Source organism: Methylobacterium aquaticum (assembly GCF_016804325.1).
In the GTDB taxonomy this organism is placed as follows: Bacteria; Pseudomonadota; Alphaproteobacteria; order Rhizobiales; family Beijerinckiaceae; genus Methylobacterium; species Methylobacterium aquaticum_C.
This window is the reverse complement of record NZ_CP043627.1, coordinates 198,382-222,500: the sequence shown is the minus strand read 5'-3', so window position 1 is coordinate 222,500 and position 24,119 is coordinate 198,382. Positions and strand designations below refer to the sequence as shown.

Annotated in this window: 20 protein-coding genes and 3 pseudogenes (1 of these 23 running past the window's edge); 10 read left to right on the top strand and 13 right to left on the bottom strand. The window is 70.6% G+C overall.

The genetic code is table 11. The features are described from left to right. The 6 genes and pseudogenes from F1D61_RS00980 to F1D61_RS00960 all read left to right on the top strand — a co-directional run. A pseudogene (locus F1D61_RS00980) lies at positions 1-1,421 on the top strand (methanol/ethanol family PQQ-dependent dehydrogenase) (it extends 342 nt beyond the left edge of the window). 56 nt (positions 1,422-1,477) lie between these two features. After that, positions 1,478-2,385 (top strand): annotated as a pseudogene (locus F1D61_RS00975) (lytic murein transglycosylase); the annotation flags it as partial. A 62-nt stretch (positions 2,386-2,447) separates the two neighbouring features. After that, positions 2,448-2,687 (top strand): peptidoglycan-binding domain-containing protein, encoded by a 240-nt coding sequence (locus F1D61_RS33755; protein WP_246775910.1) that lies wholly within the window; start codon positions 2,448-2,450, stop codon positions 2,685-2,687. Positions 2,688-2,885: 198 nt separating this feature from the next. Beyond that, positions 2,886-4,091, top strand: coding sequence for a plasmid partitioning protein RepA (gene repA, locus F1D61_RS00970; RefSeq protein WP_246775663.1), 1,206 nt, complete (start codon positions 2,886-2,888; stop codon positions 4,089-4,091). Between the two features lie 256 nt (positions 4,092-4,347). After that, positions 4,348-5,625 carry a plasmid replication protein RepC gene (repC, locus tag F1D61_RS00965; RefSeq protein ID WP_203158861.1) on the top strand — a complete coding sequence of 426 codons (1,278 nt, stop codon included), beginning with the start codon at positions 4,348-4,350 and terminating at the stop codon, positions 5,623-5,625. A gap of 52 nt (positions 5,626-5,677) precedes the next feature. Then, on the top strand, positions 5,678-6,262 hold the full coding sequence (locus tag F1D61_RS00960) for a hypothetical protein (protein WP_203156130.1): 585 nt from the start codon (positions 5,678-5,680) through the stop codon (positions 6,260-6,262). Here the strand turns inward: F1D61_RS00960 and F1D61_RS00955 are convergent. The 3 genes and pseudogenes from F1D61_RS00955 to F1D61_RS00945 all read right to left on the bottom strand — a co-directional run bounded on the left by F1D61_RS00955 (position 6,234) and on the right by F1D61_RS00945 (position 9,150). Then, entirely contained in the window at positions 6,234-6,467 is a 234-nt protein-coding gene (locus F1D61_RS00955; protein WP_203156129.1) for a DUF2783 domain-containing protein, read from the bottom strand. The two genes, F1D61_RS00960 and F1D61_RS00955, sit on opposite strands and share 29 nt — an antisense overlap. Continuing rightward, positions 6,467-8,115, bottom strand: a pseudogene (locus F1D61_RS00950) (FAD-dependent oxidoreductase). Before F1D61_RS00950 ends, F1D61_RS00955 begins: the two are co-directional and overlap by 1 nt. 81 nt (positions 8,116-8,196) lie before the next feature. Then, on the bottom strand, positions 8,197-9,150 hold the full coding sequence (locus tag F1D61_RS00945; protein ID WP_203156128.1) for an MBL fold metallo-hydrolase: 954 nt from the start codon (positions 9,148-9,150) through the stop codon (positions 8,197-8,199). Between the two features lie 166 nt (positions 9,151-9,316). Here F1D61_RS00945 and F1D61_RS00940 point away from each other — a divergent pair, with 166 nt between their 5' ends. Further along, a complete protein-coding gene (locus F1D61_RS00940; RefSeq protein WP_203156127.1) occupies positions 9,317-9,769 on the top strand; it encodes a MarR family winged helix-turn-helix transcriptional regulator in 453 nt (150 codons plus the stop codon). A 510-nt stretch (positions 9,770-10,279) separates the two neighbouring features. Here F1D61_RS00940 and F1D61_RS00935 read toward each other — a convergent pair. Then, on the bottom strand, positions 10,280-10,423 hold the full coding sequence (locus tag F1D61_RS00935) for a hypothetical protein (protein ID WP_203156126.1): 144 nt from the start codon (positions 10,421-10,423) through the stop codon (positions 10,280-10,282). A 288-nt stretch (positions 10,424-10,711) separates the two neighbouring features. Here F1D61_RS00935 and F1D61_RS00930 point away from each other — a divergent pair, with 288 nt between their 5' ends. Together F1D61_RS00930 and F1D61_RS00925 are read left to right on the top strand one after the other, a co-directional pair. After that, positions 10,712-11,785, top strand: coding sequence for a catalase family protein (locus F1D61_RS00930; protein ID WP_203156125.1), 1,074 nt, complete (start codon positions 10,712-10,714; stop codon positions 11,783-11,785). Positions 11,786-11,796: 11 nt separating this feature from the next. After that, on the top strand, positions 11,797-12,195 hold the full coding sequence (locus F1D61_RS00925) for an MAPEG family protein (protein WP_203156124.1): 399 nt from the start codon (positions 11,797-11,799) through the stop codon (positions 12,193-12,195). A gap of 138 nt (positions 12,196-12,333) precedes the next feature. Here the strand turns inward: F1D61_RS00925 and hydA are convergent, their stop codons facing one another. Beyond that, on the bottom strand, positions 12,334-13,722 hold the full coding sequence (gene hydA / locus F1D61_RS00920) for a dihydropyrimidinase (RefSeq protein WP_203156123.1): 1,389 nt from the start codon (positions 13,720-13,722) through the stop codon (positions 12,334-12,336). Between the two features lie 59 nt (positions 13,723-13,781). On the opposite strand from hydA, the gene F1D61_RS00915 reads away from it, so the two are divergent. Beyond that, positions 13,782-14,450 carry an aspartate/glutamate racemase family protein gene (locus tag F1D61_RS00915; protein ID WP_246775661.1) on the top strand — a complete coding sequence of 223 codons (669 nt, stop codon included), beginning with the start codon at positions 13,782-13,784 and terminating at the stop codon, positions 14,448-14,450. A gap of 2 nt (positions 14,451-14,452) precedes the next feature. Here the strand turns inward: F1D61_RS00915 and F1D61_RS00910 are convergent, their stop codons facing one another. The 8 genes from F1D61_RS00910 to F1D61_RS00875 form a co-directional block, all read right to left on the bottom strand. Next, positions 14,453-15,379 carry an N-carbamoyl-D-amino-acid hydrolase gene (locus tag F1D61_RS00910; protein WP_203156122.1) on the bottom strand — a complete coding sequence of 309 codons (927 nt, stop codon included), beginning with the start codon at positions 15,377-15,379 and terminating at the stop codon, positions 14,453-14,455. 243 nt (positions 15,380-15,622) lie between these two features. Then, a complete protein-coding gene (nikE, locus tag F1D61_RS00905) occupies positions 15,623-17,281 on the bottom strand; it encodes a nickel ABC transporter ATP-binding protein NikE (protein WP_203156121.1) in 1,659 nt (552 codons plus the stop codon). After that, the gene (locus F1D61_RS00900; RefSeq protein ID WP_203156120.1) at positions 17,281-18,156 is read right to left on the bottom strand and encodes an ABC transporter permease; all 876 of its coding nucleotides are present in this window, start codon (positions 18,154-18,156) and stop codon (positions 17,281-17,283) included. The genes nikE and F1D61_RS00900 overlap by 1 nt, the downstream gene beginning before the upstream one ends. Before the next feature lie 5 nt (positions 18,157-18,161). Continuing rightward, entirely contained in the window at positions 18,162-19,193 is a 1,032-nt protein-coding gene (locus F1D61_RS00895; protein ID WP_203156119.1) for an ABC transporter permease, read from the bottom strand. Positions 19,194-19,197: 4 nt separating this feature from the next. Further along, positions 19,198-20,796 (bottom strand): ABC transporter substrate-binding protein, encoded by a 1,599-nt coding sequence (locus F1D61_RS00890; protein WP_203158859.1) that lies wholly within the window; start codon positions 20,794-20,796, stop codon positions 19,198-19,200. Positions 20,797-20,920: 124 nt separating this feature from the next. Further along, positions 20,921-22,315, bottom strand: coding sequence for an NAD(P)-binding domain-containing protein (locus tag F1D61_RS00885; RefSeq protein WP_432443281.1), 1,395 nt, complete (start codon positions 22,313-22,315; stop codon positions 20,921-20,923). 3 nt (positions 22,316-22,318) lie between these two features. Further along, the gene (locus F1D61_RS00880; protein WP_203156117.1) at positions 22,319-23,065 is read right to left on the bottom strand and encodes an SDR family oxidoreductase; all 747 of its coding nucleotides are present in this window, start codon (positions 23,063-23,065) and stop codon (positions 22,319-22,321) included. After that, positions 23,062-24,048 carry an NAD-dependent epimerase/dehydratase family protein gene (locus tag F1D61_RS00875; protein WP_203156116.1) on the bottom strand — a complete coding sequence of 329 codons (987 nt, stop codon included), beginning with the start codon at positions 24,046-24,048 and terminating at the stop codon, positions 23,062-23,064. Before F1D61_RS00875 ends, F1D61_RS00880 begins: the two co-directional genes overlap by 4 nt. Positions 24,049-24,119: the final 71 nt, after the last annotated feature.

The following is a 24,119-nucleotide window of genomic DNA, read 5'->3' as shown; positions in this document are numbered from 1 at the left end:
GTGCATCGCGGGCTGGCCTACAAGGACGACCGGATCTTCCTGCAACTCGCCGATACCACCGTCGTCGCGCTCGAGGCCGAGACCGGCCGGGTGCTGTGGTCGGTGCGGAACGGCGATCCGGCGAAGGGTGAGACCAATACCGCCGCGGTACTGCCCGTGAAGGACAAGGTCATCGTCGGCCTGTCGGGCGGCGAGTACGGCGCGCGCTGCCACGTCACCGCCTACGACCAGGCGACGGGGCGGCGCCTGTGGCGGGCCTTCGCCACCGGGCCGGACGACGAGATGCTGGTCGATCCCGACAAGACGACGGAACTCGGTCGCCCGATCGGCCGGGATTCGTCGCTGAAGAGCTGGGACGGCGAGCAGTGGAAGACCGGCGGAGGATGCGCCTGGGGCTGGTTCTCCTACGATCCCGAGCTGAACCTCGTCTATTACGGTACCGGCAATCCCTCGACCTGGAATCCGGTCCAGCGCCCGGGCGACAACCGCTGGGCGATGGCGATCGTCGCCCGCGACGCCGATACCGGCATGGCCCGCTGGGTCTACCAGATGACGCCCCACGACCAGTGGGACTATGACGGCGTCAACGAGATGATCCTGACCGAACAGGAGATCGCCGGCCGCAGGCGACGTCTGCTCACCCATTTCGACCGCAACGGCTTCGGCTACACCCTCGACCGGGCCACCGGCGACCTGCTGGTGGCCGAAAAGTTCGATCCGAGCGTGAACTGGGCCAAGCGAATCGAGCTCGATCGCGCCTCGCCGGCTTACGGCCGTCCGGTCGTGGACGAGCGTTACGCGCCGGGGACGACCGGGGAGGACGAGACCGTGTCCGGCATCTGCCCGGGGCGCTCGGCGCCAAGAACCAGCAGCCGGCGGCCTACTCGCCGGCGACCGGCCTGTTCTACGTGCCGACCAACCACATGTGCATGGATTACGAGCCGTTCCACGTCACCTATACGCCGGGCCAGCCCTATGTCGGCGCGACGCTGGCGCTGCACCCGCCCCCGGGCACCGACCGGACCGGCGCCTTCATCGCCTGGGACAACGTTTCAGGCCGGATCGCCTGGTCGATCCCGGAGCCGTTCTCGGTCTGGTCGGGGGCGCTCGCCACCGCCGGCGGGGTGGTGTTCTACGGGACTCTCGAAGGCTACCTGAAGGCCGTCGACGCGAAGACCGGCCGGGAACTCTACCGCTTCAAGACGCCGTCGGGGATCGTCGGCAACGTCACTACCTATCGGCATCGCGGACGGCAATACGTGGCGGTCCTGTCCGGCATCGGCGGCTGGGCCGGGATCGGGCTCGCGGCCGGGCTGACCGATCCGGCCGAGGGGTCGGGCGCCGTCGGGGGCTATGCGGCCTTGTCGCATTATACCGCGGCGGGCGGACAGCTGACGGTGTTCGCCCTGCCGGAGCCCTGACCACCGGTCCCGGCTCGGCCGCGCCTTTCACCGACACTCACCACGGAGGCTCTTCGATGCGGGTGCCGATCGCGCTCCTGTGGCTTCTCGCGGCGCCTTCCGCCTGGGCCCAGACCCCGCCGGCGGCCGACGAGCCGGCGATGGCCGCCTGCCTGTCCGGCCTCGTCGCCCGGGCCAAAGAGCAGGGGGTGACGCCATCCCTGGCGGAGGCGCAGCTGGCCGGGCTCACCCCCGATCCGGACGTGCTGGCCGCGACCCACAGGCAGGCGGAGTTCGAGAAGCCGATCTGGGCCTATCTCGATTCTGCGGTCAGCGCCGAGGCAGTGACCGACGGCCGCGCGAAGCTCGCCGCGGAGGCGAGCCTGCCGGCGATCGAGGCGACCTCCGGCATCGACCGGCACGTGCTGGTGGCGATCTGGGGCATCGAATCGGGCTATGGCGGCGTCCTGAACGATCCCCGCAAGGTGCGGCCGGTCCTGCGCTCGCTGGCCACCCTGGCCTGCTCGGGCGACAGGCGGGTCGCGACCTGGACCGAGGAGCTGGTTGCGGCCCTGCGCATCCTCGACCTCGGCCGCACGGTGCCGGAGCGCCTGACCGGTTCCTGGCCGGCGCGATGGGCCATACCCAGTTCATGCCGACGACTTACCTGCGCCACGCCCTCGACTTCGACGGCGATGGGCGGGCCGACATCTGGACCTCGGCGCCGGACGCGCTCGCCTCGACGGCGCATTATCTGAGGAGCCTGGGGTGGCGCCCCGGCGAGGGCTGGGGCGGCGAGGTCGTGCTGCCGGCGGGCTTCGATCATCGCCTGGCCGACGAGACGACGATGCGGTCCGTTGCGGAGTGGCGCGCGCTCGGGGTGACGCCCGCCGGCCGGACGATCGGGGCCGACACCGACACCGCCCGCCTGGTGCTGCCCGCCGGCGCCCGCGGTCCGGCCTTCCTGCTGCGGCCGAACTTCCAGGCCTTGCTCGGCTACAATGCCGCCTTCTCCTACGCACTGGCGGTGGCGCACCTTGCCGATCGATTGCGCGGGGAGCCGGGCTTCGTGCAAGCCTGGCCCGGGGCGACCGACCCCTCAGCCTCGACGAGCGGCGGGAGATCCAGGCCGCCCTCGAGGCGAAGGGTCATCCGGTCGGCGGCATCGACGGGCGGATCGGGCCGCGCAGCCGGGCGGCGATCCGGGCGTACCAGGCGAATGCCGGGCTGGTGGCGGACGGCTACGCCGATGCCGCGCTGCTCGACCGCCTGCGGGCCGGCCCCTGATTCTCGAGGCCGATCGATTCCCCGCCAACGCACGATTCGGGGCTTCGGTACCAACACTTCAGGAGCGAAGAGCCTGACTCCTGTGGAGAAAAGGTTGTCGACTCCTGAATCGGAGAGCCCCGGGCTTAACGCTTGACTCATCGACCGCTGAGCCGGCCAACCTACGCCGATAAGCTCGGATGAGGCTCGAAAGCGTAGATGTCGAAGGCTGCCGAAGGTCGGATCGTCAGGATGGAGGGAGCGCCGCACGAGCGTGCCTCCGCGCCGTTCGACGCCGTGTTCGCGGCCCATGCCGACGCCTTGACGTGCCAGCTCGCCCGGGTCGGCGAGCGGTTCAGCCCGCCGGCGCCCCGGCGCGAGTTGCGCCGCTTCCCGACCGGTGAGGCGGCGCGGCTGATCGGCATCACCGACGCCTATCTGCGCCAGCTGATCCTGTCCGACGAGGCGCTGGAGCCCGAGAAGGGGCCGGCGGGCCGGCGGCAATTCACCTTGGGCCAGATCAACGACCTGCGCCGGCGCCTCGCGCGGACGCGGCCGGGGTACTTGCGCCACCGCCGGGCCGGGGAGCACCTGCAGGTCGTCGCCGTCACCAACGTCAAGGGCCGGTCGGGCAAGACCACCGCGGCGGCGCATCTGGCGCAATACCTGGCGTTGCAGGGCTTTCGCGTGCTCGCGGTCGATCTCGACCCGCAGGCGGCACTCTCGGGCCTGTTCGGCTGCCGGCCCGGCCTCGATGTCGGGGTAAGCCAGACGCTCTACGGCGCGGTGCGGCGCGACGGGGCCGAGCGCCCGCTGAAGGACATCCTGCGGCACACGCATTTTCCGGGCATCGATCTGGTGCCCGGCCATCTCGAACTGATGGCCTGCGAGCACGGCGCCGCGCTGGAGGGAACGGTCGGCCGCGTCGGCGAGGCGCTGGCGGGCCTCGCCGACGCCTACGACGTGGTGGTGGTCGATTGCGCGGCGCAGCTCGGCGCCCTGACCCTCGGGGCGCTCTGCGCCGCGACCGGCATCCTGGTGACGGTGCAGCCGCAGATGGCGGATCTCGCCGGGATGTCGGGCGCGCTGCGGATGACCGCCGACCTTCTCGGCGCGGTGCGCGACGCCGGGGGAGACGTGCAGCCCGATTTCCTGCGCTACCTCGTCACCCGCTACGAGCCGCATGACGGGCCGCAGACCCAGATCGTCGGTCTGTTGCGGTCGTTGTTCGGCGAGCAGGTGATGACGCATGCGGTGCCGCTCTCGCCCGCGATCGCTGAGGCCGGCGCCTCCGGCCGCACGCTGTACGAGGCGGGCCGCGAGAGTCTTTCGCGGCAGGCCTACGACCGGACGGTCGAGGCGCTGGATGCGGTGAATGCCGAGATTACCGGCGAGATCGCGCGGGCCTGGGGCCGTGTCGCGTGAGCCGTTCCCTCATCCCGGGGTCCCCTCCCGGATGACAGCCGCGACACGCGGCACCTTTTGACCCCGCTTCGGCGGTTTCCCGCAACCCGAACCCAGAAAGGATCGATCCGGCAAAAGAAAAAGGCCCCCGAAGCGACGCCCCGGAAGCCCTTCTCTTTAGTGCCTGGCAGCCTGAGAGAACCCAATCCGGCATAATCTGTCAAGCGTGGCGCCGATTCGGCGAACCCTTTTCTGTTGCCTGACGACAGGCATCCCCATGTCACGGATTCAACCGACGACGCCCTTCGGGCGGCGGCCGTTGTCGCTCGCCATGATGGCGGCGCAGGCGGCGGCGAAAGCGTGCCCGGACGAGGCCGCCAGCCACAAATGGCGCACCTTCCGCAACCTGACCGAGGCCAAGCAGCGCCTCGGGATCGGGGACCGGGCACTCGCCGTACTCTCGGCCCTGCTCAGCTTCCATCCCGAGACCGCTCTGGTGCCGGGGCCCGACCTCGTGGTCTTCCCGTCGAACCGCGAATTGTCGGTGCGCGCCCACGGGCCGTCGCCGACGACGCTGCGGCGGGCGCTGACGCAGCTCGTCGAGGCCGGATTGGTGATCCGCCGCGACAGCCCCAACGGCAAGCGCTACGCGCGGCGCGGCGAGGGCGGGCAGATCGAGCAGGCCTTCGGCTTCGACCTCTCGCCCCTTGTGGCCCGGGCCGGCGAGTTCGAGGCGCTGGCCGGAGAGGTCAGGGCGGCCGCCAGGGCACGGGCGCTCCTGCGGGAGGAGATCTCGCTGCTGCGGCGGGACATCGCCAAGATCGTCGCCTTCGCCCGGGAGACGGGACTGAGCGGGGCGTGGGACGAAATCGAGGCGCAATTGCATGGAGCCGGCTCCATGCCGCCGCGCTCGGCCGGCAACGCGATGCTGGCCGAGGTGGCCGAGGGGCTGCGCGGTTTGCGTGCCGCGGTGGATAAGTGCCTAGCGGAATCGACGGAATTCCGAAAAATGGACGCCTGTGAGTCCCAGGTCGGCTGTCACCATCAGAGTTCAAAACCTGAGTCTTTCCAGAATCTTGAACGGGGTTTGCGGGGACGGGAGGACAAGGTCGCAGCGCCCCTCGCGGAGAGCGTAGTGCCGAACGACCGCGCGTTGCCGCTCGGGCTGGTGCTCGAGGCGTGCCCGGACATCGCAGCTTACGCCCGTCACGGGATCGCCAACTGGCGGGACTTCCTCGGCACGGCCACGGTCGTTCGGGCGAGCCTCGGGATCGGACTGCCTGCGTGGAGCATGGCGGTCGAGGCGATGGGTGAGGAGCAGGCGGCGGTAGTGCTCGCCTGTATCCTGCAGCGTGGGCCGACGATTGCGGCCCCAGGGGCCTATCTGCGCGACCTTGCCGAGAAGGCGCGTGCCGGCCGGTTTTCGGCCTGGCCGATGGTGATGGCGCTATGGCGAATGCGGCAGGAGACCCGAATATCTGCTTCAGCCGTCGCGGGACCGCTCCCCAGATCGACGATTCCGGGGAGGCTGCGAGCGGCCGGCCTCCATGGATGACGGGATGCACGACGATCCCGAAGCGACTGTCTCCTGAAGACGAGCGATGCCGATGACCAGACTGGGGGTAATCCTCACCGTCATTCTCACTGCCATGGCGATCTCGGTCGGCGTGAGCCCGCTCAAAGCGGGGAGTGCAGGCCTCGTCATCAAGGATCCGGTTCCGGCCGAGCTTCGGGAGCGCGTCGCCGATCTGCTGCGGATCATGAGGCCCGCCGATGCCGCCGTGGCGATCGATGCAACCCGGATCATCGACGGCCCTCTCTGGAGTCAATACGGCATGCTGATCCTGCGGGTCGAAGCCGGTTGCCGCGAAGGCCTGTGCATGACGGTCGTGACCCGCGTGAAGAAGAACGGGCTGATCCCGGAAGTGACGCTCAATGCGGGCACCCTGGTCTGGATTGCCGATCACAGCGATCCGCTCTGGGGTGAATCGGCCCACCCGATCCGCTTCAAAGCGGCAGGCTCCACAGGCATCGACCTCTGGAATCGCCACGGCGGCTGGGTCGTCGATGCCTGCGGCGACTGCTTTCTCTCCGCGGAGGAACTGGCGCGGCGTTTCCCGGCGACGCCTTCACCCCCTTCGCCGAGCCCAACCTTCGAGGAGTTCAGACGCTCGCTGGACTTGAATCCGTGACCGTCCCCACCTGCGAGGTCCGCCGCGCCAGCGCGACCGCCTCGCGGATCACATCGGGATCGCCGACCTCGTTCGCGAGGATCAGGACGAGACGGGTCATGAGCGCCGCGCTCTCGGCCTCGTCAAGGTCGCGATGGGCGCTGACCAGGATCTCGTAGACGTCGTCGGCCCGGCCGCGGAAGCCGTCATCCTGCCGGAGCGCCATCACGCGGCCTCCCGGACGGCGGAGGCGGGGCGGCCTGTGGCGCGGGCGACGGCCTGCACGACGGCAACGGGATCGGGGGTCGCGAAGCGGGCCGCCACGTGGGCATCGGGGCGGATCAGGTAGGCGGTGCCGGGCGCGGCATCGTAGCGGGCGGCGGCCAGGCCGTCCGGGTCGTGGACGGTCTCGGCGCCCGGAACGGGGAGGGGACTCACCACGACGAGGCGCAGGCCGAGGCCCGCCAGCGGCGCGAGGTCCGGCAACGGCTCACCGGCGAAGAGCAGGAGCGTGAACGACCCGCCGAGCCGGTCGAGCAGCCAGGCGGGCCGGCCCTCGGCATCGGTGACCGGCGCGTCGGGACAGGTCGTGCCGGGTTCGGGGCCGCCGGAAAACGGGTCTGCATCGGGTGTCTGCAACGACAGGCCGGCGAGGGAGCAGGGCCGCGAGAGGCGTCCGGCATTGAGGAGGGCGCGGGCGAAGGGCGCCTCGGCGGCGAGCGCCAGAACGCCGTCGCGCAAGCCGCGTTCGGCTCCGGTGCGCGGGGTCATGAAGGCGGTGGTGCGGCTCGAATGCAGGATGTTCTCGTCGGCGGCCCGACCGCGCTCCTCGTCGTAGGTGGCGATCAGCGATTCGGGCGCCTCGCCGGCCAGGACCAGGGCGAGCTTCCAGCACAGGTTGTCGGCATCCTGCACGCCGCCATTGCCGCCCGGGCCCCGAACGGGCTCACCACATGGGCGCTGTCGCCGGCGAAGATCACTCGTCCGTGGACGAAGCGCTCGAGCCTCGCGCAGCGGAAGCTGTAGACCGAGCACCATTCGAGAGCCACGGGCGTGTCCGCGCCGACCACCGCCCGCACCCGCGGCATCACCCGGTCGGGCTGCCGTTCCAGTTCGGGATCGGCATCGGGGCCGAGCTGGAAGTCGAGGCGGAAGACGTCGTCGGGCTGGCGGTGCATCAGCGCGCTCTGGCCGGCATGGAAGGTCGGCTCGAACCAGAACAGGCGCTCGGTCGGGAAGCCGGCCTGCATCGTCACGTCGGCGATGAGGAAGCGCTCCTCGAAGCGCTGGCCGGGGAAGGGCAGGCCCATCCGGGTGCGGGTCGGCGACCGGGCGCCGTCGGCGGCGATCACCCAGGCGGCTTCCACCTGGTAGGTGCCGTGCGGAGACTCCACGGTGAGGCGCACGCCGTCGCCGGTCTGGGCGAGGTCGGTGACGGCGTTCTTCCAGCGTAAGGCAATCAGCTCCGGAAAATCCCTGGTCCGGTCGACCAGAAACTCTTCGACGTAATATTGCTGGAGGTTGACGAAGGCCGGGCGCCGGTGCCCGCCCTCGGGCAGGAGGTCGAAGCGGTAGAGCTCCCGCGCGCCGTGGAAGACGCGGCCGGTGTTCCAGGTCACGCCCTTCTCGACCATGCGGCTCCCCACGCCGAGCCGGTCCCAGATCTCCAGGGTGCGCTTGGCCCAGCAGATCGCCCGGCTGCCGGTCGCGACGGTGTCGTCGTCGTCGAGCACCACCACCGGCACCCCGCGGGTCGCGAGATCGATGGCGCAGGTGAGGCCGACCGGCCCGGCACCGATCACCACGACCGGCCGGCGCTGGCTCCCGCCGGTGAGTTCCGGTGGTGCGACGGAGGCATAGCGGGGCGTGCTCATCGGCGGCCTCTCGGCGTTTCCCTCGTTCAGGACGCGCCCGGTTGATCCGGGCGTCGCTCTCTCGTTCGAGCCGGCGGGAGGTCAGCCCTCCAGCGCCCGCCACATCTCGATGTCGCGCTCGGCAGTCCAGATCCGCGGCGTGTCGATGCCCTTGGCCTCGTCGTAGGCGCGGCTGACGTCGAAGGGCATGCAATGCTCGAAGATGACCCAGTGCCCGTATTTGGGCCGCATCTCGGTCATCGCCCGGGTATAGACCGTCTTGAGGTCCTGGCCGGCCGCCACCCCCTCGCGGGCGATGGCGTAGAGGTCGCGCAGGAAGGCGCGGGTGCCCTCCAGGCCCTCGCGGATCCGGTCAGGCGTCGTCAGCGCCTCGCCGCGGCCCGGCACCAGGGCGGCGGGCCCAAGCGCCTCCAGCCGGTCGAGGGTGGCGGGCCAGTCCTGGAAATGCGCGTCGCCGCAATACGGGGTGGCGCCGTATTCGACGAGGTCGCCGGAGAACAGAACCTTCTCCTTCGGCAGCCACGCGATGGTGTCGCCGGCGGTGTGGCCGCGCCCGGCATGGATGATCCGCACCTCGCGCGAGCCGAGCCAGAGGGTCATCTCGCCGTGGAAGGTCAGCGTCGGCCAGGTCAGGCCCGGAATCTCCTCGCGCCCGCGGAACAGCCGCGGGAAGCGCTGGATCTCCGAATCCATGTCCTGCTGCCCGCGCTCGACGATCATCGCCCGGGCGACGTCGCTAGCGATGACGTTGACCCGGTCCGGATAGCCGGCGACGCCGAGCACCCGCACGGCGTGGTAATGCGTCAGCAGCACGTGGCGGATCGGCTTGTCGGTGACCGCGCGAACGCGCCGCACCAGGTCGCCGGCCATGCGCGGGGTGGCGCGGGCGTCGATCACCAGCACCGAATCGTCGCCGACCACGATGCCGGAATTCGGATCGCCCTCGGCGGTGAGCGCGTAGACGCCCGGCGCCAGTTCAGAGAAGGTTTCCTGCTTCTCGGCGAGGTCGCCCTGGCTGGCGAAGCCCTTGCTCATGCGGTTGCCTCCCGTGGCTCTTGTCTGGCCGATGCCATCGTCTTGCCGGTGCCGTTCGAACGCGGCATCGTGCGGCGCGCCTTGAGGCACGCGCGGTGCTTGTTGCACTTGCAACTTGATGTAAGATGTTGCGATCGCAACCGTCAAGGGGCCGCGCCTCGCACCGATGGACCGCCTGAACCTGCTCAGCTTCTCGCCGTTCCGGCTCAACCGGCTCGCCACCGAGTTCAGCCAGGCGCTCGCCGCCGATTACGCGCGGTTCGGCATCGACATTCCGGAATGGCGGGTGCTGGCGACGCTGGGGCAGCATGACGGACCGCGCAGCGCGGCCTACGTCGTGCGCTGCACCCGCACGCACAAGTCGCGGATCAGCCGGGCGGTGAGCCACCTGATGGAACTCGGCCTCGTCGAGCGCCAGGAGGGCGGTGACGACCGGCGCGAGATCATGCTGCACCTCACCGCGCAGGGGCGGGCGACCTATGCCGAGCTGGTGCCGATCCTGCTCGCCCGGGAGGCCCAGCTCCTGTCGGGGTTCGACGAGGCGCAGAGGCGCGATTTCGAGCGGCTGCTGGGTGTGCTGGAGGAGGCGCTCGGGATGGTGCGGTGCCGGGAGGAGTGAGGGAGCCGCAGCGTTCGCGATGGGATCGAGCCACCGAGAGCCTGTTTGACCTCATCGACAATCTTCGTACCCTCCTCGTCATTCCGGGCTCCGCTGCGCGGCCCCGGAATGACACGGCGGGTTCGAGATCCGTAGAGGTCAGTCGAACAGGCTCTGAATGGTATCGAGCGAATGAATCGAGATTTTATATTTTATTTATTTAATAATTGAATATTTCTGAGTCTGTTTGACTCGCGAAATATTTGCGAAATTTATCTGTAACGACCTTTTCCATCCCTCTCGCGACATCATCCTGAGGTACGACTGAGATGAGCCTCGAAGGAGGGCTTTAGAAGTCTTCGCGATACCTGGAGCCCTCCTTCGAGGTCAGTCGATCTTCGATCGACCAACACCTCAGGATGAGGTCGTGTGTGGGAGTAAGTGCTTTAGTCAATCAAACAAGCTCTCATATCCACCGCGTCAAAACCGCCGAGCAAGGCGAACAGGCGCTCGAATCGGAGAAAAAATGCCTTACCCACCGACGACGGCGAGCACCGGCGCATCGGCCCGCGCGACGTAAGCCGTCAGGATCACGAAGACGAGGACCGTGAGCGCGTTCCAGGCCAGGTAGCGGCTGCGGTCGACCAGAGTGCGGGTCTTGACGGCGGCGGGCATGGTCAGGGCTCCTCGGTGAGGGACGAGCGGCGCCGGCCGGTCGAACCGGCAGCGCTGCGTCGCATTCCGGCCATATTCAAGCCCGGCCGTGCCCGACCGTCAATGAACGCGCCTCCCAAAATGGCCGGCAACCGGAGAAGACATGTCTGCGGCAACCCGAGATAGGGGAAGGATCGTCTTCATCCGGCGCTTCTCACCGGGCGGGCCGGAACACGGCCGCATCGGTTCCGTTGCCGCTGACGCAGCGGCGCGCCCTCGCGTCCCGAGACGAGCAAGGTCTTTTTCCCGATGCAGGCGCCGATCCGCTTCGATCCCTCCCTGGAGAGCGTGCAGCCCGACGAAGGGGAGGTGCAGGCGGAGATGATCCGGGTCTTCGAGCGGATCCAGGAGACGACGCTGAAGGATTACGGCCACGCGGTGCGCGGCGTCCACGCCAAGAGCCACGGCCTGCTCACCGGCCGCCTGACGGTGCTGCCGGACCTGCCCGCGCCGCTGGCGCAGGGACTGTTCGCGACGCCCGGCACCTACGAGGCGGTGGTGCGGCTCTCGACCAATCCGGGCGACATCCTGGACGACAGCGTCTCGACGCCCCGCGGCCTCGCCCTGAAGGTGATCGGCGTGCCCGGCGAACGCCTGCCCGGAGCGGGGGGCGACACCCAGGACTTCGTGATGGCGAACGCCCCGGCCTTCACCGCCCCCGATGCGAAGGCCTTCCTGAAGAGCCTGAAGCTCCTCGCCGCCACCACGGACACGCCGCAGGTGTTCAAGAAGGTGTTTTCCGCCGCGCTCCGCGGCGTCGAGACGGCCCTGGAGGCGGTGGGAAGCAAGAGTCCGACGCTGATCGCCCTCGGCGGCCATCCCGAGACGCACATCCTCGGCGAGACCTTCTACAGCCAGGCGCCCCTGCGCTGGGGCGACTACGTCGCCAAGGTCGCGCTCGCTCCGGTCTCGCCGGCCCTCACCGCGCTGACGGGCGCCTCCCTGAACGTCAACGGCAGGCCGAACGGCCTGCGCGAGGCGGTCTCCGGCTTCTTCTCAGGCCATGAGGGCGTGTGGGAGTTGCGCGCCCAGCTCCTCACCGACCGCGCGGCGATGCCGATCGAGGATGCCTCGCAGCCTTGGCCGGAGGCGCTGAGCCCTTATCTTCCGGTCGCCCGGATCACCGTCCCGCCGCAGGAGAGCTGGAGCGACGCGAAGGTCCGCGACCTCGACGACGGCCTCGCCTTCAGCCCGTGGCACGGACTCGCGGCGCACCAGCCCCTCGGCTCGGTGATGCGGGCGCGCCGTGCGGTCTATCCGCGCTCGGCCGGATTCCGGGCGAGTCACAATGGCTGCCCGATTCACGAACCCGCCCGTCCCTGAAGGATGCCCCGATGGTGTTCCCGTCCCTGACCGCCGCCTACGGCGCCGTGCTGGCGCTGCTCTTTGCCGGGCTCTCCGGCTGGGTGATGGCCCGGCGCCTCTCCGCCAACGTCCTGCACGGCGATGGCGGCGACGCCGTGCTGCTGCACCGCGCCCGATCCCAGGCCAACTTCGCCGAATACGTGCCGTTCATCCTGCTCCTCGTCGGCCTGCTCGAGGCGCACGGGGCGAGCCGGGCCCTGGTCCACGGCCTGCTCCTGGTGCTGCTGGTCGGCCGGGTGCTGCACCCGTTCGGCATGACGGCGCCGGCGAACTCGCCCCGCCAATACGCCTGCCGGGGCGGCGGCATCCTGGCGACCTTCGCGGTGCTGATCGTCGCCGCGCTGGCGCTGCTGCTGCGGCTCGCCTGATCCAGGCCGGTTTCGCCGAAGCGGTGACCGGTTCGGCGCGAAGAATTCGCGACACACCAAGAACCTGAGCGGGCGAAGCGTTGGCCCGCCACCGCTAAGTCTGCCGAGGTCTCGTCGCGCCCGGGCCGCCCGCCGGCGTCAGCTCCGCCGGATCGGTGCGCCGCTGCCGGCTTCCGCCGTCACCGCGCCGCCCGCGGCGATCACCCGGCCGCGGCAGAGCACGGTGTCGGGCCAGCCCGTGACCGTGCGGCCGGTATAGGGAGTGAAGCCGGTGCGGTCCTCGACCATCGCGTCCGAGAGGGTGACGCGCCGGGACGGATCCCAGAGGCAGAGATCGGCATCCATCCCCACCGCCACCGAGCCCTTCCCCGTCAGGCCGTAGATCCGGGCCGGCGCCGTCGCGGTGATCTCGACGAACTTCCTCAATCCCAGGCGCCCGCCCGACACCATGGCGTCGAAGAGCAGCGGCAGGCGCATCTGCAGGCCCGGCATGCCGTTGGCGATCTCCTTGAAGGTCGCGCCCGGACCGGCCTTGAGCTTGCCGGTCTCGTCGTAGCGGTAGGGAGCGTGGTCGGAGGAGACGGTCTGGAGGTCGCCGAGATCGAGGGCGCGCCACAGGGCCTCCTGGTCGCGGGCCTCGCGGAGCGGCGGCGAGCACATCCACTTCGCCCCCTCCAGGCCCGGCCGGTCGAGGTCGGATTCGGTGAGGAACAGGTATTGCGGGCAGGTCTCGGCATAGACCTTGGCGCCCTCGCCGCGGGCGCGGCGCAGGATCGCGGCGCCTTCCTCGGTCGAGACGTGGAAGATCATCACCGGCTGGTCGAGGTATTGCGAGAACCGCACCACCCGCTCGAACGCCTCCGATTCCGACAGGCGCGGATGGCTGGCGGCGTGGTATTTCGGCGCCGTCCTGCCCGCCTTCAGCAATTGCCGGCTGGCGAAGGCGATGAGGCCGTGGTTCTCGGCATGCACGCAGACCAGGGCGCCGACCTCTTTTGCCGCCGCCATCAGGTCGAGCAACGCCTCGTCGGCGAGCCGCAGGCGGTCATAGGTCATGAACGCCTTGAGCGAGAGGTGGCCGCCCTGCGCCAGCGCCGGGATGTCCCGGCTCAGGGCCTTCTCGGTCGCATCCGCCACGATGAGGTGGAAGGCGTAGTCGATCACCGCGCCGCGCGTCGCCAGCGCCGCGTAGTCCTCGACCACTTGGCGCAAATCCATCCCGACATGCTGGGCCGCGAAGGCGATGACGCTGGTGGTGCCGCCGAGCGCCGCCGAGCGGGTGGCGCTCTCCCAGGTATCGGCGTTCATCAGCCCGGAGGCCGAGAGCTGCTCGATATGGGCGTGGCTGTCGATCCCGCCCGGCAGCACCAGCTGATCGGTCGCGTCGATCTCCTGCCGTCCCGGGGCGAGGTCGAGGCCGATCGCCGCGATCCGGCCGTCGCGGAGTCCGAGATCGGCGGAGAAGACGTCGCTCGCAGTGGCGACGGTGCCGCCGCGGATCACGGTGTCGAAGGCGGGCTCACTCATACAAACGCTCCTCGTCCGAAACTTGCTAGGCTCAAGGTCTGACACCTCAGGAGGCCACCATGCAGATGACCGATTCGGCGAGCGACCGGCGCATCCTCGTCATCAACCCGAACTCGAACGACGCCGTCACGCGCGGCCTCGAAGGCGCGCTGGCGCCCCTCGCGCGGCCGGGCTTCGCCATCGACTGCCGGACGCTCGCCGAGGGGCCGTTCGGCATCCAGTTGCAGGCCGATGTCGAGCAGGTGGCCCTGCCGCTGCGCGACCTCGTGCGGCGCGAGGCGGCCGACGCCTATGTCATCGCCTGCTATTCCGACCCCGGCCTCCATGTCTGCCGCGAGGCGACCGACCGGCCGGTGCTCGGCATCGCCGAATGCGGCATCCTCACCGCGCTCGCCCGGGCCGACCGGTTCGGCGTGATCGCGGTGGCGAGCCGCTCGATCCCGCGCCACCTGCGGGCCTTGCGCCAGATGGGGGTGAGCGATCGGCTGGCCGGCGAGAGGGCCCTCGAGATGACGGTGGCCGAGACCGCGAGCGGCACCGACACGCTGGCCCGGATGATCGCCGTCGGTCGCGACCTGCGCGACCGGGACGGGGCGGGGGTCATCGTGATGGGCTGCGCCGGCATGGCGGTCCACCGGCGCGGCCTGGAGCGGGAACTCGGCATCCCGGTCATCGACCCGGTCCAGGCCGCGGTGGCGATGGCGATCGGGATCGTGGCGGTCGCCTGACGTCACGCGGGGAGCACCACGCCGGTCTGGGCGGTGATGCGGCCGTAATGCTCGATGCGGCGGTGGCGGGCGAAGTCGAAGATCGTCTCCTTGCCGAACCGGGTCTCGTCGAGATCGCACGGGACGACGAGCACCCCGTCGGCCTCGCCGGGAAGCTCGGCGACGATCTTCCCGTTCGGATCGCAGATCAGGGTGCCGCCGGTGAGGTGGTGGCCATCCTCGTCTCCGGCCTTGGCCACCGCCACCACCCAGGTGGCGTTCTGGTAGGCGCCGGCCTGGACCGAGAGGCGGTGATGGAACAGCCGCTCCTCGATGCCCTCGGCGTTGCGCTGGCTGTTGACCGAGGGCGTGTTGAAGCCGAGCACCACCATCTCGACGCCCTGCAGCCCCATCACCCGGTAGGTCTCGGGCCAGCGCCGGTCGTTGCAGATGCACATGCCGAGGATGCCGTCGAGCATCCGCCAGACCGGGAAGCCGAGATCGCCCGGCTCGAAATAGCGTTTTTCGAGGTGCTGGTGGGTGCGCTCGGGGTCGAACTCGTCGTGGCCGGGCAGGTGGACCTTGCGGTACTTGCCGACGATGGTGCCGTCGCGGTCGACCAGGATCGAGGTGTTGAAGTGCCGGCCCTCCGGCGTCAGCTCGGCATAGCCGAACGACATCGCCATGCCGTGCTCGCGAGCCCGGGCGAAGAGCGGGGCGGTGGCCGGGCCCGGCATCTCGCGCTCGAACCAATGGTCGGCCTCGGCGCGGTTCTCGTGGTACCAGCGCGGGAAGAAGGTGGTGAGCGCCAGTTCCGGATAGACGATCAGGTCGGCGTCCTGGCTCTTGGCCTCGTCCATCAGCGCGATCATCCGGGCGACGACGCTGTCGCGGTCCTCGGCCTTCTGGATCGGCCCGAGCTGGGCGGCGGCGGTGCGGATCATGCGCATGAAGATTCCTTAGAGATCAGAAAGAGTTGGCGGAATGGCGCAGGTAAACCCCTCCCCCCTCTGCGGGGGAGGGTGCCCGGCGGAGCCGGGCGGGAGAGGGGACGCCGCTTCAGGAAATGGCGGAACCGTTCTGAAAGGCGCCGCCTGGAGCATCGTCGCGCTGCCCCTCTCCCGGCCCCCTCCGGGGGCCACCCTCCCCCGCAGAGGGGGGAGGGGGACGCACACGACCGGGGTTCGAAAACCTCACGCCGCCGGCTCCGCCGCCAGTCCCCGCCTCGCGCCCGGCCGGAAATGCGGGATCGCCGCCAGCAACTCCCGCGTGTAGGCGGTGCGCGGCGTGCGGAAGAGATCGCGGCTGACGCCCTCCTCGACCACCCGGCCGCCCTGGAGCACCAGGGTGCGCTCGCACATCATCCGCACCACGTTGAGGTCGTGGCTCACGAACAGGAAGGCGAGGCCGTCCTGCCGGCGCAGGTCGTCGAGGAGGCGGAGCACCCCGGCCTGGACCGAGACGTCGAGGGCCGCCGTCGGCTCGTCGAGGACGAGGAGCCGGGGCTTCACGGCGATCGCCCGGGCGATGCCGATGCGGGCCTTCTGGCCGCCGGAGAGCTGGTGCGGGAACCGGTCGAGGAGGGCGGCGGGCAGGCCCGCCCGCTCGGCGCTCTCGATCACCCGCAGGCGCAAGGCCTCGCCCCGGAGCGACGTCAGGCGCTTCAGCGGATGGGCGATGCAGTCGAAGGCCGAGAAGCGTGGGTTGAGGCTGTCGGTCGGGTCCTGGAACACGATCTGGATCGCGCGCCGGTGGGGCGAGCGGTGGAAGTCGCGGGCGGGAATCGTGCCGATCGATTCGCCATCGAACAGGATCTGTCCGGCGCTGGCATCGAGCAGCCGGCAGATCATCCGCGACGTGGTGCTCTTGCCCGATCCCGATTCGCCGACGAGGCCGAGGCTCTCGCCCTCGCGAAGCGAGAACGATACGTCCTCCACCGCCATGGCGCCGCCGAAGACCTTCCCGAGCCCCTGCACCTCGAGGAGCGGCGGCGTGCCGGGCGTGGCGGCCGGCCGGGGCAGAGCCGGCGGGCGGGGGCCCTCCGGCACGAGGTCGGAGAGCGTCGAGGTCGGGGTCGGCGAGGCGGCGACGAGGCGTTTGGTGTAGGGGTGGCGGGGCGCGGAGAAGAGCGCGTCCGGCTCGCCCTCCTCGACGAGGCGGCCCTGCTCCATCACGGCGATGCGGCCGCAATACTGGGCGGCGAGGCCGAGATCGTGGGTGATGAGGATCATCGCCATGCCGCGCTCGGCGGTGAGCCGGGCGACGAGATCCATCACGGTCTTCTGGGTCGTCACGTCGAGGCCGGTGGTCGGCTCGTCGGCGATCAGCAAGGCCGGGCGGCAGGCGAGCGCGAGCGCGATCATCACCCGCTGGCACATCCCGCCGGAGAGTTCGTGCGGGTAGGCGTCGAGGCGGCGCGCAGCGTCGCGGATGCGCACCGCCTCCAGGCTCTCCAGCGCCCGCTCCCGCGCCTGGGCCTTCGACAGCCCGCCCGCCACCAGCACGTCGGCGAGCTGGCGGCCGATCGGGCGGATCGGGTTCAGCGCCGCCCGCGGGTTCTGGAAGATCATGCCGATCGCCTGGCCGTGCGCCGCCCGCAGGTCCGAGGCCGAGAGCCGGGTCACGTCCTGGCCGCGGAAGCGCACCTGCCCGCCGGTGATGCGCCCGGCCCGGTCGAGGAGGCGCGCCGCCGCGAAGGCGGTGACGGACTTGCCCGAGCCGGATTCGCCGACGAGGCCGAGGCTCTCGCCGGGCGCGACCGCGAGCGAGACGCCGCGCAGGGCCTCGACCGGGCCGCGCCGCGTCGCGAAGGTGACCCGCAGGTCCTCGATCGAGAGAAGGGGAGGCTGCATCAGGTCCGCATCCGGGGATCGAGGATGTCGCGCAGGCCGTCGCCGAGCAGGTTGAAGCACAGCACCGCCAGCATCAGGGCGAGGCCCGGGAAGGCGACGAGCCACCACTTGCCGGTGGTGATGAAGCGCGCACCCTCCGCGACCAGGATGCCCCATTCCGGCGTCGGCGGGCGCACCCCCAAGCCGATGAAGGAGAGACCTGCCGCGTTGAGGATCGCCCAGCCGAGATTGAGCGAGATCTGCACCGCCATGGCGGGGAGCACGTTCGGGAGCAGGAAGCGCAGGACCACCGCGAGATGGCCCTCGCCGCCGGCCCGCGCCGCCTCGACGTAGCCGGCATCGCGCCGCACGTTCACCTCGGCCCGGGCGAAGCGGATGTAGAACGGCAGGTTGATGATCGCGGTGGCGATGACGATGTTCTCGACCCGGTTGCCGAGGGCCGCGACGAGCGCCATCGCCAGGACGAAGAGCGGGAAGGCCATCAGCACGTCGACGAGGCGCCCGACCACCCGGTCGAGCCGGCCGCCGGCATAGCCGCTCACACCCCCGATCACGGCGCCAAGCGCGAAGGAGAGCCCCACCGCCGAGAGCGCGATGGCGAGATCGAGCCGCGTCGCCGCGATGATGCGGCTCAGGACGTCGCGGCCGAGCTGGTCGGTGCCGGCCCAATGCGCGGCGCTCGGCGGCTGGAGCGCCACCGACACGTCGGAGGCGACGGGGTCGTAGGGGGTGAGAAGGGGGCTGAACAGCGCGACGAGGCAGAGCAGAGAGGCGCCTGCCGCCGCGACGGCGGTGAGCGGATTCTCGCGCAGCACGTATCCGGCGTGCCTCAGGGTGCTGGGCGGGGGCGCGAGGGCGGGGGAGACGGCGTTCATCACGACTACTCGATTGAGACGCGCGGGTCGGCGAGGCCGTAGAGCACGTCGACCGTGAGGTTCACGACGACGAACAGGCTCGCCATCAACAGCACGAAGCCCTGGACCGGGGCGTAATCCGAGGCGAGGAGCGCATCGAGCGCGTAGGAGGCGACGCCGGGCCAGGAAAACACCTTTTCCACCAGCACGTTGGCCCCGAGCATGGTGGAGAACACGATGCCCGCGATGGTCAGAACCGGCAGGATCGCGTTGCGCAGCGCATAGGTCACGATCACCCGCCGGCGCGGCAGTCCCAAGGATCGGGCGGTGCGGATGAAGTCGCTGCCGAGCACGCTCAGCATCGCCGCCCGGGTGATGCGGGCGAGCGGCGCCAGCACGAACAACGCCATGGTGAGCGCCGGCAGCACCAACTGACCGGCCGCGGCGCGCCAGCCTTCCCAGTCGCCGACGAGCAGGAAGTCGATCAGCAGGAAGCCGGTGATGTCCGGCGGGCTTGCCGCGAACACGTCGATGCGGCCGGTCGGGTCGGGGGCGACGCCGAGCAGGTAGTAGAAGACGTAGATCAGGAGCAGACCCGACACGAAGGTCGGCACGCAGACCCCGAGCGCGCACAGGAAGCGCACGGCATGGTCCACCGGCGAGCCCGGCCGGAGGGCCGCCGCGATGCCGAGCGGGATCGCGAGCAGGAGCGCGATGACGAGCGCCGTCAGGGTCAGTTCGAGGGAGGCCGGCAGGCGCTGGCGGAGATCCGTCAGCACCGGCTGGCCGGTCGTCATCGAGCGGCCGAGCTGGCCGCGGGCCACGTCGCCGAGATAGCGCACCAGCTGCTCGGGCACCGGCTTGTCGAGGCCCATCTGGCGGCGGATCTCCTCGATCTCCGCCTTGCCGGCATTGGGCCCGGAGGCGAAGAACACCGCCGGGTCGCCGGGCAGCACCCGCATCAGCAGGAAGGTGAAGACCAGGACGCCGAGAAGCGCCGGCAGCGAGGACAGGAAGCGCCGCCCGGTGCGCCGGGCGATGCCGGAGGCGGAGGCCATCCGGCTACTTCCGCGACAGGTCGCGGTAATCGACCTGGCGGTGGAACTGGTAGGTATAGCCCTCGACGGATTGCGCCATCACGGCGTCCTGGTTCGGCTGCCAGATCGGGATCTGCGGCATCAGGGCGAGGTGGCGCTTGTTGAGCGCCCGGGCCTCGTCGTCGTACCGGGCGGGATCACGCTCGAACCGGGCCTTGGCGGCGAGCTCGTTGATCTCGGGATCGTCGATCGAGCTGTAGTTCCAGCGCTGGTTGCCGGTGTAGAAGTTGCGGTAGAAATAATCCGGTGAGGGCAGCCAGGCGACGATGCCCTCGGTGAAGAACGGCAGCTTCTTCTCGCTCACCTGCGTCGACATCTGCGCGTCGGGCAGCTTCTGGATCTCGACCTTGACGCCGATCTTCTCGAGCGATTCGCGGATCAGGGCGGCCATCGGTTCGGCGGTGGCGGCCTGGCCGACATTGAAGCTGAAGGTGGTCGAGAACCCGTCCGGCAGCCCGGCCTTCGCCAGCAGCGCCTTGGCCTTGGCCAGATCGAGCGTCACCGGCTGCATGAAGGGAAAGACCGGCTGCGGGTCGCCCTCGCCCCAGGTCGCGCCGAAAAGCGGCTTGCCGCGGCCGAACAGGGCGGCCTTGAACATCGACTCGTAGGGCAGGGCGTAGGCCAATGCCTGGCGCACCTCGACCTTGTCGAAGGGCGGCATCCTGGTGTTGAAGGAGATCAGCGTCGCCGCGTTGAATTGCGGCGTGGCGATCACCTTGAGCTTAGCCTTCTCCTTCAGCGCCAGCGCGTCGTTGGCCTGGAGGTCGATGACGATGTCGGCGTCGCCCTTCTCGACGAGATTGGCGCGGGTCGCCGGATCGGGGATGGTCTGGGCGATGATGCGCTTGAAGCCGGCGGGCTTGTCCGGCGCGGCGCCTCTCCAGTCGGCATTGCGCTTCAGCACCACCTGCTCGCCGGGCTTGAACACGTCGACGCTGTAGGCGCCGCTGCCGACGGCGTGGTCCTTGAGCCACGCTTGCGCCCAGGGGTCTTCCGCCGTCGCGTGCGACTTCGCGACCTTGGAATTGATGACGATGGCGTAGACGGTGGCGAGGTTCGGCAGGGCCAGCCGGTCGGGCTTCGGCAGCGTGACCTTGAAGGTGTGCGGATCGACCACCGTGAACTGATCGGGGCTGGTCAGCGAGCCGGTGAGGAGCTGCGGCGCGGCGAGCGACTTCGCCGAGACCGCGCGGTCGAGGGACCACTTCACGTCCTCGGCCGTGACCGGGGTGCCGTCCTGGAACTTCGCGTCCTTGCGGAGATGAAAGGTGAGGGTCAGGCCGTCGGGGCTGACCTCGTAGCGCTCGGCCAGTTCGCCGCGCACCGAATCGAGGTCGAACACCCAGTTGTCGCCGAGCTTCTTGCGGCCGAAGGTGACGAGACGGTCATACGTGCTGAGGCTGATCGCGAAGGCCTCGCGGGTGGTGCCCGGCATGGTCGGGTCGAGGGTGTTGACCGCCGCCCCCGTGACGTAGCGCAGGGTCTCGGCCCGGCTCTGGGCTCTCGCCGGCCCGGCCACGACGAGGGCCGTGAGCAGGGCCGCCGCGAGGCCGCCCGTCCGCATGCTGGTCTTCGTCACGCCGGTTCCTTCCCTGCATCCCTGATCGGTCGGCCTTCTTGCAAGGGCCGTTCCAGCGGGTGCCATTCGAGACCAGGGACAGCGTCGAAGCAAGGGCTAACAATCGGCGTCAGCGCAGCACCGCCTGCGGCACGTCGTAGGCCCGGAAGTCGGCCCAGTGCCGGTCGAGATCGGCGGTGAACAGCCCGCGGGTGAGGCCCGAGACGAGGCGCGGCACCGCGGTCGTCATGGCGTTGATCGACGAGCCGGAGGGACCATGGCTCACCGTCGAGGCGATGCCGAACAGGTGGATGTTGCGGATCCACGGCGTCAGGCCGGGCTCGCGCTCGGTGAAGGCGTAATCGTCGCCGAGATACGGATAGGCGGCGAGCCGGTCGTCGCGCTCCTCGGGCGGCGGAGCGTAGCGGTCGCCCCAGGTGGCGATGTTGTGGGCAAGTGCTAACAATTCGGGCCGCGCGGCGTAATCGACGGCGATGCCGGTGGCGGCGATCACGAGGTCGGCGGCCACCGCGCCCTGCGGCGTATCGAGCACGACCGCGCCGCCCTCCATCCGCGTCGCCTGGACGGGGGCGCCGGGGAGGAAGCGGAAATTCGGGTGCCGGGCGCAGCGGTCCCAGGTCGCCTGCGGAAACCCCTCGCGCAGGCCCATCACCGCGCTCATGAAGCGCCAGCGCCAGGCATCGTCGAGGTCGCCGAGATGGCGCAGGAAACCCGCGAAGGTCAGCCAGCGATAGGGCTGCACTACCTGTGCCTCCGCCCGCCGGCACAGCAGGGTCACGGCGGCGGCGCCGGCTTCGAGCGCCGTGGCGGCGTTGTCGAAGGCCGAGGCGCCGGCGCCGATCACCGCGACGCGTTTGCCCGCGAGGCGCGCGAAATCGATCGCGTCGTCGGTGCGGGCGACGCGCTCGGCTGGCAGATCGCCCAGTGCCTCGGGCAAGGCCCAGTGCCCGGCCCCCTCCTGGCCGGTGGCGAGCACCACCTTGCGGGCATGGCGCAGGGTGCCGTCCGACGCCGTCACCGCCAGGAGGTCGCCGGCCGGCGCGATCCCGGTCACGGTCACGCCGTTCTCCACCGGCACGCCGGTGGCCTCGCGCACGAAGGCGAGGTAGGCGGCCCAGTCCTCCCGGGGAATCAGGTCCAGGGCCTCCCAGGCGGCCGCGCCGTAGCGGGCCTCGTGCCAGGACTGGTAGGTGAGTGCCGGCAGCCCGAGATCGGGTCCGGTGAAGTCCTTCGGGCTGCGCAGGGTGCGCATCCGCGCATAGGTGAGCCAGGGGCCCTCCAGCCCTTTTGGCGCCCGGTCGAGCACCAGGATGTTGGTCACCTGCGCGCGCATCAGCCCGAAGGCGATGGCGAGGCCCGATTGCCCGGCTCCGACCACGATCACGTCGTGGGCGGTTTGGCCGTCGGGCCCGGTGCGGGGGTCGAGCCACGGCGCCCGGGGATGGGCGGTGCGGGCGATCTCGTCGCGGACGCGGAGCACAAGAGCGTCGAGGGACATGCGGATCCTTCAGGCGGAGAGCCAGCCGCCCTCCACCGGCAGGGCGGCGCCGGTGGTGAAGGAGGCGGCATCGCTCGCGAGGTACAGGATGGCCCGGGCGACCTCCTCGGGCTGTCCGAGTCGCTTCATCGCGTGCCGGGATTCGGAGGCCGCGCGGGCGGCGGCCGGATCGGCGGCGCGCCGGAAGCTGCGGGCGAGGAGCGGCGTCTCGATCGCGCCCGGCACCACGGCGTTGACCCGGATGCCGTCGCCGGCGAAATCCAGCGCCATGGTGCGGGTGAGGCTGAGCACCGCGCCCTTGGCGGCGATGTAGGCGCTGTTGCCGCGCCCGCCGGCCAGCGCCAGCTGCGAGGCGACCGTGACGATGGCGCCGCCGCCGCGTGCCCGCATCAGGGGGACCGCCTGTCCGGCCCAGAGCCAGGTGCCGCCGACATGGGCGCGGAACACCGCGTCCCAATCGTCGGGCGCGGTGGTCTCGACGGTGCCTCCGACCGAGAAACCCGCCGCCGTCACCAGCACGTCGATGCCGCCGAGGGCCGCGACGATCGCCGCCGCATCCTCCGCCACGGTGGCCGGATCGCCGACATCCGAGGTGCGGGCGAGGCCGCCGATGGCGGCTGCGACGGCCTCTGCCGCCGCGCCGTCCCGGTCGATCACCGCCACCCGGGCACAGGCCTCCGAAAGGATCCGCGCCGTCGCGGCGCCGATGCCGGAGCCGCCCCCCGTCACCACCGCCACCTTGCCGTCGAGCCTCATCGCGGATCCTCCTGGCTATGCCTCTGCCAGGCTAGGAAGGCGTCCGCCGACGCATCGAGCCCGTGCGCCGCCTCCCAGCCGAGTTCGTCGCGCAGGCGTCCGGTGGCGAGCGGCGGCCGGTCGCGGTCGCCGTGGAGCGACACGGTCGGGATCTCGCCGGCTTCCGCGAGACGGCAGACGAAGCCGGGCCGCACGAGGTCCCGGTTCGCCGCCAGCCGCTCGCCCCAGGCCAGGACCGGCCAGACCGCGGGGCTCGACACGTTGTAGAGCGGGTGGGCCAGCCGCTCCGCCGCGATCAGCCGCACGACCGCCTGCGCCGCGTCGGGCGCGTAGAGCCAGTCGCGCCAGCCCGGCCGCGGCAGCACGGCCGGGGTTCCGGCTTGCGCCGCCGCCCAGATCTGCGCCTGCGGGCTCAGGGTGTCGCGCAACGCGGTGTCGCGCTCGAACGGGCCGAACACGGCGCTCAGGCGCACGCTCACCCCGTCGAGGCCCCAATGGCCGCAGAGCCGCGCGAGCACCTTTTCGGAGGCGAACTTGGTGACCGCGTAGAGGCTTTCCGGCCGGGCCGGCAGATCCTCGGACAGCATCGTCGCCGGGACGGCGCCGTAGGCCGCCGCCGAGGACAGGTTCACCACCCGGCGCACGCCGGCTCGCCGGCAGGCCTCGAGGATCGGCACCATCGCGGCGAGATTGACCGCGAGGATCGGGCCCGGATCGGCGGCCTCGCGGGCGGCATCCGCCGTCACCGCGGCGGCGATCACCACGGCGTCGGTGCCCGGCCGGATCGCGGCCGCGAGGGCACCCGGGTCGGTCACGTCGCCGAGATCGACGGAGAGGTCGCCGGGCCGGGCGGCGAGCCGCCGCAGCAGGGCCGCCGGCGGCGGGGCCCGGTCGAGGAGCCGCACGGCCGTGCCGCCCCGGAGCAGGGCCTCGGCGAGGTTCAGCCCGACGAAGCCGGCGCCGCCCAGGATGACGGTGCTCATGCCGGGGGCGCTCCCGCCGCCATCGTTGCGGATGCGTCGTCAGGGTGGGACGATGTCGGCACGTGCGGTCC

Coding starts and splice junctions, on each gene's coding strand:
- hydA (WP_203156123.1), bottom strand. CDS start 13,722: ATGAGTGAGCCCGCCTTCGACACCGTGATCCGCGGCGGCACCGTCGCC.
- F1D61_RS00925 (WP_203156124.1), top strand. CDS start 11,797: ATGGTGTTCCCGTCCCTGACCGCCGCCTACGGCGCCGTGCTGGCGCTG.
- F1D61_RS00935 (WP_203156126.1), bottom strand. CDS start 10,423: ATGCCCGCCGCCGTCAAGACCCGCACTCTGGTCGACCGCAGCCGCTAC.
- F1D61_RS00960 (WP_203156130.1), top strand. CDS start 5,678: ATGACCAGACTGGGGGTAATCCTCACCGTCATTCTCACTGCCATGGCG.
- F1D61_RS00880 (WP_203156117.1), bottom strand. CDS start 23,065: ATGAGGCTCGACGGCAAGGTGGCGGTGGTGACGGGGGGCGGCTCCGGC.
- nikE (WP_203156121.1), bottom strand. CDS start 17,281: ATGCAGCCTCCCCTTCTCTCGATCGAGGACCTGCGGGTCACCTTCGCG.
- F1D61_RS00875 (WP_203156116.1), bottom strand. CDS start 24,048: ATGAGCACCGTCATCCTGGGCGGCGCCGGCTTCGTCGGGCTGAACCTC.
- F1D61_RS00940 (WP_203156127.1), top strand. CDS start 9,317: ATGGACCGCCTGAACCTGCTCAGCTTCTCGCCGTTCCGGCTCAACCGG.
- F1D61_RS00915 (WP_246775661.1), top strand. CDS start 13,782: ATGCAGATGACCGATTCGGCGAGCGACCGGCGCATCCTCGTCATCAAC.
- repC (WP_203158861.1), top strand. CDS start 4,348: ATGTCACGGATTCAACCGACGACGCCCTTCGGGCGGCGGCCGTTGTCG.
- F1D61_RS00895 (WP_203156119.1), bottom strand. CDS start 19,193: ATGGCCTCCGCCTCCGGCATCGCCCGGCGCACCGGGCGGCGCTTCCTG.
- F1D61_RS00900 (WP_203156120.1), bottom strand. CDS start 18,156: ATGAACGCCGTCTCCCCCGCCCTCGCGCCCCCGCCCAGCACCCTGAGG.
- F1D61_RS00955 (WP_203156129.1), bottom strand. CDS start 6,467: ATGGCGCTCCGGCAGGATGACGGCTTCCGCGGCCGGGCCGACGACGTC.
- repA (WP_246775663.1), top strand. CDS start 2,886: ATGTCGAAGGCTGCCGAAGGTCGGATCGTCAGGATGGAGGGAGCGCCG.
- F1D61_RS00945 (WP_203156128.1), bottom strand. CDS start 9,150: ATGAGCAAGGGCTTCGCCAGCCAGGGCGACCTCGCCGAGAAGCAGGAA.
- F1D61_RS00930 (WP_203156125.1), top strand. CDS start 10,712: ATGCAGGCGCCGATCCGCTTCGATCCCTCCCTGGAGAGCGTGCAGCCC.
- F1D61_RS00910 (WP_203156122.1), bottom strand. CDS start 15,379: ATGCGCATGATCCGCACCGCCGCCGCCCAGCTCGGGCCGATCCAGAAG.
- F1D61_RS00890 (WP_203158859.1), bottom strand. CDS start 20,796: ATGCGGACGGGCGGCCTCGCGGCGGCCCTGCTCACGGCCCTCGTCGTG.